Below are 8,696 nucleotides of genomic sequence, written 5' to 3'. Positions count from 1 at the left end.
GGTCGAAGACCGTCTTCGCCTCGGGGTCGTGCACCTCAAGGACATCGTCAAGGACGGCCTGCGGGAGCGGTTCGACGAGCTGCGCAGCATGGGCATCCGCACGGTCATGATCACCGGAGACAACCCCCTCACCGCGAAGGCCATCGCGGCCGAGGCGGGCGTCGACGACTACCTCGCCGAGGCCACCCCGGAGGACAAGCTCGACCTCATCCGTCGCGAGCAGGAGGGCGGGCGCCTCGTCGCGATGACCGGGGACGGCACGAACGACGCCCCCGCGCTCGCCCAGGCCGACGTCGGCGTCGCGATGAACACGGGCACCTCCGCCGCCAAGGAGGCCGGCAACATGGTCGACCTCGACTCCGACCCGACCAAGCTCATCGACATCGTCCGCATCGGGAAGCAGCTGCTCATCACCCGCGGCGCGCTGACGACGTTCTCGCTCGCGAACGACATCGCGAAGTACTTCGCCATCATCCCGGCGATGTTCATGGGCGTGTTCCCCGGACTCGCGGCGCTGAACATCATGCAGCTGCACTCGCCGGCCTCGGCGGTCACGAGCGCGATCATCTTCAACGCCATCGTGATCGTGTTCCTCATCCCGCTCGCGCTGCGCGGCGTGAAGTACCGGCCGGCGAGCGCCTCGCAGATCCTGCAGCGGAACCTGCTGGTCTACGGCCTCGGCGGCGTCATCGCCCCGTTCGTGGGCATCAAGCTCATCGACCTCCTCGTCAGCCTCCTCCCCGGCTTCTGACCGGGCTTGAAAGGAACGCCATGTCGTCCACCACCCGCACCACGATGCGCACCGCCGGTGTCGCTGTCCGCGCGATGCTCGTCCTCACCCTCGTCCTCGGCGTCGGGTACACGCTGCTCGTCACCGGCATCGGCCAGCTCCTCCTCCCCGCGCAGGCGAACGGCTCGATGCTCACCGGCGACCGGGGCAGCGCACTCATCGGCCAGTCCTTCACGGATGCCGAGGGCGAGGCCCTGCCGGAGTACTTCCAGTCCCGCCCCTCGGCGGCGGGCGACGGATACGACGGAGCAGCGTCGAGCGGCAGCAACCTCGGGCCGGAGAATCCCGACCTCGTCGCCGCCATCGCCGAACGGAAGGCCGAGATCGCCGCGAGGGAGGGGGTCGATCCGTCCGCGGTGCCCGCGGACGCCGTGACCGCGTCCAGCTCCGGTCTCGACCCGCACATCAGCGTCGCGTACGCCCTGCTGCAGGTGCCGCGGGTGGCGGCCGCCCGCGACCTGCCGGAGGACGAGGTCCGGGCGCTGGTGGAGTCTAGGATTCAAGGGCGGGACCTGGGGTTCCTCGGCGAGGAGCGCATCAACGTCGCGGAGCTGAATCTCGCACTCGACGACCGGGAGGGTGCATGAGCGCAGAGCGGCCGCCGCGCCCCGCGACGGACCGGAACCGCCGCGGAAGACTGCGCGTCCTCCTCGGCGCCGCGCCGGGGGTCGGGAAGACCTTCGAGATGCTCGCCGAGGGCCGAAGACTCCGCGACGAGGGCCGCGACGTGGTCATCGCGATCGTCGAGACCCATGGTCGTGCGGCCACGGCCGCCCTCACGTCCGGGCTGCCCGCAGTGCCGCGCCGGGAGGACGCCCACCGCGGGGTCGTCCTCTCCGAGCTCGACCTCGACGCGGTGCTCGCCCTCGGCCCGGAGATCGCGCTCGTGGACGAGTTCGCGCACACGAACGCCCCCGGCTCACGGAACCCGAAGCGCTGGCAGGACGTCGAGGAGCTGCTCGACGCGGGGATCGACGTCGTCACCACGGTGAACGTGCAGCACATCGAGTCGCTGAACGCGGTCGTGGAGAAGATCACCGGCATCGCCCAGCGCGAGACCATCCCGGACGCGGTCGTCCGCGCCGCCGATGAGATCGAGGTCGTCGACCTCGCGCCGCAGACGCTCCGCGACCGCCTCGCCGCGGGCCTCGTCTATCCTGCGGAGCGCATCGACGCCGCGCTCTCGCACTACTTCCGGCTCGGCAACCTCACCGCCCTGCGGGAGCTCGCGCTGCTGTGGCTCGCCGACGAGGTCGACAGCGCGCTCCGCAGCTATCGCGCCGAACAGGGCATCGCCGGAGCGTGGCAGGCGCGCGAGCGCGTGGTCGTCGCCCTCACCGGCGGCCCAGAGGGCGAGACTCTGCTGCGGCGCGGGGCCCGCATCGCCGCCCGATCCGCCGGCGGGGAGCTGCTCGCCGTGCACGTGACCGCCCAGGACGGGCTGCGCGACGAGACCCCCGGCGCCCTCGCCGCGCAGCGCTCCCTCGTCGAGTCGCTCGGCGGGACCTACCATCAGGTCATCGGCGACGACATCCCGGCGACGCTGGTGGAGTTCGCCCAGGGCGCCGACGCCACGCAGCTCGTGATCGGCGTGAGCCGGCGCGGCCGCCTCGCCGCCGCGCTCACCGGGCCGGGCATCGGCGCCGAGGTCATCCGCCGCTCGGGCGACATCGACGTGCACATCGTGACCCATGCCGCGGCGGGCGGCCGGCTCGCCCTCCCCCGCATCACCGGCGGTGCGCTCGGCTGGCGGCGTCAGGCGCTGGGCTTCGGCGTGGCCCTGGTGTTCGGTCCGCTGCTCTCGTGGCTGATGTTCACGTTCCGCAGCCCGGAATCGATCACGGCCGAGGTGCTCGCCTACCAGCTCCTCGTCGTGGTCGTCGCCCTCATCGGCGGCATCCGGCCCGCCGTGTTCGCGGCCGTGCTCTCCGGCATCACCCTCGACTTCCTCTTCGTCGCGCCACTGTTCACGATCACGATCGCGCACCCCCTGCACGTGCTCGCGCTCACCCTCTACGTCATCATCGCGATCCTCGTCAGCCTCATCGTCGACCAGGCCGCCCGCCGGGCCAGGACCGCGCAACGGGCGACCGCCGAGGCGGAGCTCCTCGCGGCCGTCGCCGGGAACGTGCTCCGCGGCGACAACGCCGTGCTCGCCCTCGTCAGCCGCACGCGGGAGGCGTTCGGGCTGAGCGGGGTGCGGCTGCTCACCCCGTCCGGCGACGTGCTGGCGAGCGACGGCGAGCCCGTGCCGGACGGCCGCGCCACGACCATCCCGGTCGGGGTCGCGTCCGGTGGGGGCCCGCGCGCCGTGCTGGAGCTCAACGGCGAGCCGATCGCCGGTCCGGAGCGCCGCCTGCTCGACGCGATCGTCGCCCAGCTCGCCGCCGCCATCGAGCACACCGACCTCCGCGCGACCGCCCGGGAGGCGGAGGCCCTCGCCGAGACCGACCAGGTGCGCAGCGCCCTGCTCTCCGCCGTCAGTCACGATCTCCGGCGGCCGCTGGCCTCGGCCGTCGCGGCGATCGGCGGGCTCCGCGGCGCGCACGGCCTGTCCGCCGAGGACCGCGCGGAGCTGCTGGAGACCGCGGACGAGAGTCTCGCGACCCTCTCCGCCCTCGTCACCGACCTCCTCGACGTGAGCCGCGTGGAGGCGGGGGTGCTCGCGGTCTCGGCTCAGCGGATCGACGCGGCCGGCCCCGTGCTGGCCGCCGTGGACGAGCTCGGCCTCGGGCCCGCCGACGTCGAGCTCACGCTCGATCCCGACCTCCCGCCGCTGCACGCCGACCCGGTGCTGCTCCAGCGCGTGCTCGTGAACGTGCTCGCCAACGCCCACCGGCACGCGCCGGCGGGAAGCCGTGTGCTCGTGTCGAGCAGCCGGCTGGGGGATCGGGCGGAGCTCCGGATCGTCGACCGCGGCGAGGGCATCGCGCCCGAACGACGCGATGCGATCTTCCAGCCGTTCCAGCGCTTCGGCGACACCGACAACACGACGGGTCTGGGGCTCGGGCTCGCCCTGTCGCGCGGATTCACCGAGGGCATGGGCGGTAGCCTGACACCGGAGGACACCCCCGGGGGCGGACTCACCATGGTCATCTCCCTGCCGCTCGCCGCAGGGACCGCCGACACGGAGGGCACGGAGTGAAGCTCCTCATCGCCGACGACGACCCCCAGATGGTGCGTGCGCTGCGGATCACCCTCGCGGCGCACGGCTACGAGGTCGTCGTGGCCGCCGACGGCGCCGCCGCGATCGCCGCCGCGGCGCAGACCCACCCCGACCTCATCATGCTCGACCTCGGCATGCCCCGGCTCGACGGCATCGAGGTGATCCAGGCCCTCCGCGGCTGGACGAGCGTGCCCATCATCGTCGTGTCGGGAAGGACGGGCTCGGCCGACAAGGTCGAGGCGCTGGACGCGGGGGCGGACGACTTCGTCACGAAGCCCTTCCAGGTGGATGAACTGCTGGCCCGGCTCCGGGCGCTCTCCCGCCGTGCCGTCGCCGCGAACGGGGAATCCGTGGTCGCGTTCGGGGACGTCGTCGTCGACCTCGCGACGAAGACCGTGACCCGTGCCGGCACCCGTGTGCACCTCACGCCGACCGAGTGGCGGATGCTCGAGCACCTCGCGCGGCACCCGGGCGCGCTGGTGACGCGGCAGGATCTCCTCAAGGAGATCTGGGGCAGCGCGCAGGTGTCCGACTCCGGCTACCTCCGGCTGTACATGTCGCAGCTCCGCAAGAAGCTGGAGCAGGAGCCCTCGGCGCCCGTCCACCTCCTCACCGAATCGGGGATGGGCTACCGGCTGGTCCTCTAGCGACCGAGCGGGGCACGGTCGCGCGTGCCGGCGACGCGACGCCGCCGGAGGACCGCCACGACGCCGACGACGACGAGCAGGACCGCGACGATGATCGCGGTGATGGCGGTGGCCGTGCTCTCCGGCTCACCGGTGAGCCGCCCGACCGCAAGCCAGCTCAGGCCCCAGGCGGTCGCGAGCGCCGGAGCGAGGCGGCCCGTGAACCAGGCCGACGCGGCACCGATCACCAGCACGACCACGAGCACGGCGACGGCCCAGGCGTCGGGGGCGTCCGCCCCGAGGCCCGGGACGGTCTGCGTGAGCCAGGCGGCGGTGTTGGCGACCGTCGCGATCGTCACCCAGCCGAAGTGCAGGCCGTTCGCCCCGTCGGTGAGGAGGCGGTCGGCGAGGGTGCGGGCGGGGAACCGGCCGAGGAGCACGATGACCCGGGCGAGCGTCGCGAGCAGCAGCGCGATCACGAGCACGGTGAGCCACAGGGTCAGATACCGTGCGGTCACGAGCCAGAGGCCGTTGAGGACCATCGAGAGGGCGATCCAGCCGCCGACCGCCTGCTGACGCTCGTCCTGGCGCTGGCCGGGGAGGGCCTGCCACACGGTGTAGGCGAGGAGCCCCACGTAGATGAGCGACCAGATCGAGAAGGCCGGGCCGGCAGGAGCGAGGTACGAGCCCTGCGCCGAGAGCGCACCGTTCTGGAGCTCGTCGACGGAGTCCCCGCCGAATGCTCCGGCGCCGATGGCCGCGGCGATCAGCATGAACACGGCGGCGGCGATCACGAGGCTCTGGCGGGCGATGCCCTTGGTCGAGGTCTCCATGCCCGCACCCTACGCGGGGCGGGCATGGAAGGCAGTGGCCTTGACAGGACCTCCCGGTTTCGCTAACCAGGTTAGCGAGTGGGGGCGTCAGGCCGGAGCGAGGGCGGCGTCGATCAGGACCTCGGCGGCGCGGCGTGCGTGCACGGCGGCCTCCGGGTCCGCGCCGATCGCCGCGGTGCTCTGCGCCCCCTCGGCGAGGAGCGAGAGCTGGGCGGCCAGCCCCGCCGGGGCGCCGGTGGCTGCGACGAGCTCCGCCATGTACTGCTGGAACGACGCCTTGTGCGCGCGGACGATCGCGGCCACCTCGGGGCTCGTCCCCCCGAGCTCGCCGAACGCGTTGATGAAGGCGCAGCCCCGGAACCCGTCGCTGCAGAACCAGTCCTCCAGGTAGCCGTAGACCGCGAGGAGGCGGGCCCGCGGGTCGTCGCCGCTCTGCGCCACGGCGGCGGTGAGTCCCCGCTCCCATTCGGCGTGCTTCCGGGTGAGCACCGCCGCGACGATGTCGGTCTTCGCCGGGAACAGCGAGTACACGCGCCGCAGCGACACCCCGGCGGCGGACCGGAGCTCGTCCATGCCGACCGCCGCGTAGCCCTTGCGGTAGTAGAGCTCCTCCGCGGCGGAGAGGATGCGTTCGCGGGCCTCGTCTTCGGTCATGTCCAGAAGTCTACTTGACACGAGAACGTACGTTCTCTAGATTGATCACATCAGGCGAGAACGATCGTTCTCACCGGCACCGAAAGGAACACATCATGGGTTACATCACCGTCGGCACCGAGAACACCACCCCGATCGAGCTCTACTACGAAGACCAGGGCAGCGGCCAGCCCGTCGTCCTGATCCACGGCTATCCGCTCAACGGCCACAGCTGGGAGCGCCAGACCCGCGAGCTCCTCGCCCAGGGGTACCGCGTCATCACCTACGACCGCCGCGGATTCGGCCAGTCCTCCAAGGTCGGCTCCGGTTACGACTACGACACGTTCGCGGCCGACCTGAACACGGTGCTCGAGACCCTCGACCTCCGCGACGTCGTGCTCGTCGGGTTCTCCATGGGCACCGGCGAGCTCGCCCGCTACGTCGGCCGCTACGGTCACGATCGCGTCGCGAAGCTCGCCTTCCTCGCGTCGCTCGAGCCCTTCCTCGTGCAGCGCGACGACAACCCCGAGGGCGTGCCGCAGGAGGTCTTCGACGGGATCGAGGCCGCCGCCAAGGGCGACCGCTACGCCTGGTTCACCCAGTTCTACAAGGACTTCTACAACCTCGACGAGAACCTCGGCACGCGCATCAGCCAGCAGGTCGTCGACGCGAACTGGAACCTCTCCGTCACCAGCGCCCCGGTCGCCGCGTACGCCGTGGTCCCGACCTGGATCGAGGACTTCCGCGACGACGTGAAGGCCGTGGCCGCCGCCGCCAAGCCCACCCTGATCCTGCACGGCACGAAGGACAACATCCTGCCGATCGACGCGACCGCCCGCCGCTTCCGTCAGGCCGTCCCGGAGGCCGAGTATGTCGAGGTCGAGGGCGCCCCGCACGGCCTCCTCTGGACCCACGCCGACGAGGTCAACGCCGCGCTGACGCAGTTCCTGGCCCGGTAACCCCGTTCGAATCGCCTGAATGGCCCCATTTCCTCCGGGAATGGGGCCATTTGCGCGATTCGAAGCGGGTCAGCGGGAGCGCCAGAGCAGCCAGACGAAGTACGGGGCGCCGATCAGCGCGACCACGAGGCCCGCCGGAAGCTGCGCGGGGGCGATCACCGTCCGGCCGATGGTGTCCGCGATGCCGACGAGCAGCCCGCCGAGGAGCACCGCCGTCGGGATCACCCGCGAGTGCCGTGCGCCCACCAGTGCCCGCGCGGCATGCGGCGCCACCAGCCCCACGAAGCCGATGACCCCGATCGCCGTCACGCTCAGCGCCGCCAGGACGGCCGCCACCAGCAGCAGCGTCAACCGGACCGGCTCCAGCCGGATGCCGACCAGTCGCGGCGTGTCCTCATCGAGCGACAGCACGTCGAGCTCCCGGCGACTCATCACCACGAACGGCACCGCGATCACGAGGACGATCGCCAGCGGGACGACCTGCTCCCACACCCGCCCGTAGGTCGTGCCGGAGAGCCAGGTGTAGATCTTCGGGGTGTCCCACGGGTTCGACCGCAGCAGGAGGAAGGTCGTGAGGGAGACCGTGAAGTACGAGACCCCGATGCCGATCAGCAGGAACCGGTCCGCGTTCAGGCCTCCCCGCCACGACAGCAGGTAGACGAGGGCGAAGGCGAGCAGCGAGCCCGTGACGGCTCCCGCGATCATCCCGCCCGTCGACGACGTGATGCTCGTGATCACCAGCACCGCGCCGAGCCCGCCGCCGCCGGTGACGCCGAGGATGCCCGGGTCGGCGAGCGGGTTGCGGCTCACCCCCTGGATCACGGCGCCGGAGAGCGCGAGCGCGGCGCCGGCGACCACGGCGGCCACGATCCGCGGCGCCCTCTCGTCGAGGGCGAAGGCGATGGGCGCGGGAGCCTGCCCCTGCAGCCACAGCGCGATGTCGCCGGTGAGCAGCCAGGTGTGCCCGGCGAGCAGGCCGAGCAGCAGCACCCCGACCACGCCGAGGGCGACGAGGGCGAGGGTGATCCGGAAGCGCAGGCGGCTGCGGACGCCGAAGCGCACCCGCGGAGGCTCCCGCGTGGGTCCGGCGTCACGGAGCCGCCTGGCCATGAGCACGAGCACGATCGCACCGAGCAGCGTCGTCGCGACGCCGGTCGGGATGAGGATCGCGGCCTCCGCGCCGATGAGCGCACGCAGGAGGGAGTCGGACAGGATGACGACGAGGGCGCCGAGGAGCCCCGACGCGGGGATCAGCAGCACGTGGCGGTTCAGGCTCGGCACCACCCGCGTCAGCAGCCGCGCGAGCACCGGCGCACACAGCCCCACGAATCCCATCGGCCCGGCGAGCGTCACCGCGACCGCCGTGAGGGTGACCGCGAGGAGGATCCCGATGGTCCTCGTCGACCGGATCGGCACGCCGAGCGACGAGGCGGTGTCGTCCCCCAGGGTGAGGATGTCGAGGCGCCGCGCGAGCAGGAGCGCGAGCACCGTGACGACCACGACGACCGGCGCCGCCTGGAGGAACGCGGTGAGTCCGAGCTGCGACAGGCTCCCGCTCCCCCAGGCGAGCAGTCCCTTGGTCTCCTCGTCGAACAGGATGAGCAGCGTCGAGGTCGCGGCCTGGAAGGCGAGCGCGAGCGCGGTGCCGGCGAGGATGAGGCGGGTCGTGGACGACCCCGCCCCGCCGGC

General features: G+C 72.2%; 8 protein-coding genes. 5 read left to right on the top strand and 3 right to left on the bottom strand.

Annotated elements, in window-relative coordinates; all coding sequences use genetic code 11:
- The 4 genes from DW296_RS07955 to DW296_RS07940 form a co-directional block, all read left to right on the top strand.
- A partial coding sequence (locus DW296_RS07955) for an HAD-IC family P-type ATPase (RefSeq protein ID WP_136051792.1) occupies positions 1-751 on the top strand: 751 nt, incomplete at its 5' end.
- A gap of 20 nt (positions 752-771) precedes the next feature.
- Entirely contained in the window at positions 772-1,377 is a 606-nt protein-coding gene (gene kdpC / locus DW296_RS07950) for a potassium-transporting ATPase subunit KdpC (protein WP_136051791.1), read from the top strand.
- On the top strand, positions 1,374-3,935 hold the full coding sequence (locus DW296_RS07945; RefSeq protein ID WP_136051790.1) for an ATP-binding protein: 2,562 nt from the start codon (positions 1,374-1,376) through the stop codon (positions 3,933-3,935). The genes kdpC and DW296_RS07945 overlap by 4 nt, the downstream gene beginning before the upstream one ends.
- Positions 3,932-4,603 carry a response regulator gene (locus DW296_RS07940; protein WP_060922829.1) on the top strand — a complete coding sequence of 224 codons (672 nt, stop codon included), beginning with the start codon at positions 3,932-3,934 and terminating at the stop codon, positions 4,601-4,603. Before DW296_RS07945 ends, DW296_RS07940 begins: the two co-directional genes overlap by 4 nt.
- Here DW296_RS07940 and DW296_RS07935 read toward each other — a convergent pair.
- The gene (locus DW296_RS07935) at positions 4,600-5,415 is read right to left on the bottom strand and encodes a TspO/MBR family protein (protein ID WP_136051789.1); all 816 of its coding nucleotides are present in this window, start codon (positions 5,413-5,415) and stop codon (positions 4,600-4,602) included. The genes DW296_RS07940 and DW296_RS07935 overlap by 4 nt on opposite strands.
- Positions 5,416-5,502: 87 nt before the next feature.
- Complete coding sequence (locus DW296_RS07930; protein ID WP_136051788.1) at positions 5,503-6,069, bottom strand: TetR/AcrR family transcriptional regulator; 567 nt, start codon at positions 6,067-6,069, stop codon at positions 5,503-5,505.
- A 95-nt stretch (positions 6,070-6,164) separates the two neighbouring features.
- On the opposite strand from DW296_RS07930, the gene DW296_RS07925 reads away from it, so the two are divergent.
- Positions 6,165-7,007, top strand: a complete 843-nt coding sequence (locus tag DW296_RS07925; RefSeq protein ID WP_136051787.1) for an alpha/beta fold hydrolase — start codon at positions 6,165-6,167, stop codon at positions 7,005-7,007.
- Positions 7,008-7,076: 69 nt separating this feature from the next.
- Here the strand turns inward: DW296_RS07925 and DW296_RS07920 are convergent.
- On the bottom strand, positions 7,077-8,696 hold a 1,620-nt coding region (locus tag DW296_RS07920; protein WP_136051786.1), incomplete at its 5' end, for an iron ABC transporter permease.

This window comes from Microbacterium sp. K36, from assembly GCF_004794355.1.
Classification (GTDB): Bacteria; Actinomycetota; Actinomycetes; order Actinomycetales; family Microbacteriaceae; genus Microbacterium; species Microbacterium paraoxydans_D.
This window is presented reverse-complemented; position numbering and strand designations above follow the sequence as displayed.